A 1,623-nucleotide genomic window follows, 5' to 3' on the forward strand; every position below is an offset into this window, starting at 1 on the left:
CCCTGGCCGAGTTCCAGCGGCGCGGGCTGAAGGAGATCCCGGCGACCGGCCCGCTGCCGGTCTCGGTGCCGGGTGCGGTGGACGGCTGGTTCGCGCTGCACGAGCGCTTCGGCCGCAAGCCGATGGCCGACAACCTGGCCCCGGCCATCCGCTACGCCCGCGAGGGCCATCCGGTGGCCGAGGTGATCGCCTACTACTGGGACCGCTCGGTGCCCAGGTTGTCGCAGTACCCGGGCTTCAACGAACAGTTCACCGTCAACGGGCATGCGCCGCGCAAGGGCGAGATGTGGAAGAACCCGAACCTGGCCAACACCCTGGAGCAGATCGGCCGCGGCGGCCGCGATGCCTTCTACAAGGGCGACATCGCCCGCACCATCGGCAGCTACTTCAAGGCCAACGGCGGCTACCTGAGCTACGAGGACATGGCCAGCCACCACGGGGAGTGGGTGGAGCCGGTGAGCAGCAACTACCGCGGCTACGACGTGTGGGAACTGCCGCCCAACAGCCAAGGCATCGCGGCGCTGCAGATCCTGAACGTGCTGGAAGGCTACGACTTCTCGAAGATTCCCTTCGGCTCGCCCGAGCACGTGCACCTGTTCGTGGAAGCCAAGAAGCTGGCCTTCGCCGACCGTGCGCGCTTCTACACCGATCCGGCGTTCCACCCGGCGCCGGTGGACCGGCTGGTCTCGAAGGACTACGCGGCACAGCGGCGCGCGTTGATCTCGATGGACAAGGCCCTGCGCGAAGTGCAGCCGGGTACGCCCAAGCAGCTGCAGGAAGGCGACACGATCTACATGACGGTGGCCGACGCGGACGGGATGATGGTCTCGCTGATCCAGTCCAATTACCGCGGCATGGGCAGTGGCATGGCCCCCCCGGGGCTGGGCTTCATCCTGCAGGATCGCGGTGAGATGTTCGTCCTGCAGAAAGACCACCCGAACGGCTACGCGCCGGGCAAGCGCCCGTTCCAGACCATCATTCCCGGCTTCGTGACCAAGGACGGCAAGCCCTGGATGAGCTTCGGGGTGATGGGCGGGGCGATGCAGCCGCAGGGCCACGCGCAGATCGTGATGAACATGGTCGACTTCGGCATGAACCTGCAGGAAGCCGGCGATGCGCCGCGCATCCAGCACGAAGGTTCCACCGAACCAACCGGGCAGGCCACGGCGATGAGCGACGGCGGCGAAGTCAACCTGGAAACCGGCTTCCCGTACGAAACGGTGCGCGCACTGATGCGCAAAGGCCACCGCGTAACCTTCGCCGACGGCCCCTACGGCGGCTACCAGGCGATCCTGCGCGACCCCGACACCGGCGTGTACTACGGCGCCTCGGAGAGCCGCAAGGACGGCCAGGCCGCAGGCTACTAAACCACCGCGGCGGGGTAGAGCCGACCGTTGGTCGGCTGCTCTCCCCACACCGCCCGCCATGTGTCCGGGGGCGGGGTGGATGGGATTGCGGGACCGTTGGGCGCCATGGATGGCGCCCACGAGCCCCCAGGGGTGAGAGCGCATTGCTTGCGAGGCACTGCCTCGCATGCGGTCGAACGCACAGCCGCCAGCGGCTGGGCCGGACCGCGAAGCGGGGTTTACGGCGTGTCCCGCGATCCCATCCGCCCCGACCCGC

General features: G+C 68.1%; 1 protein-coding gene. It reads left to right on the forward strand.

Annotated elements, in window-relative coordinates; translation table 11 throughout:
* On the forward strand, nt 1-1,367 hold a 1,367-nt coding region (locus DBR34_RS09045), incomplete at its 5' end, for a gamma-glutamyltransferase family protein (RefSeq protein ID WP_146186805.1).
* Nucleotides 1,368-1,623: the final 256 nt, after the last annotated feature.

Source organism: Stenotrophomonas sp. HMWF003 (genome assembly GCF_003061285.1).
In the GTDB taxonomy this organism is placed as follows: domain Bacteria; phylum Pseudomonadota; class Gammaproteobacteria; order Xanthomonadales; family Xanthomonadaceae; genus Stenotrophomonas; species Stenotrophomonas maltophilia_AP.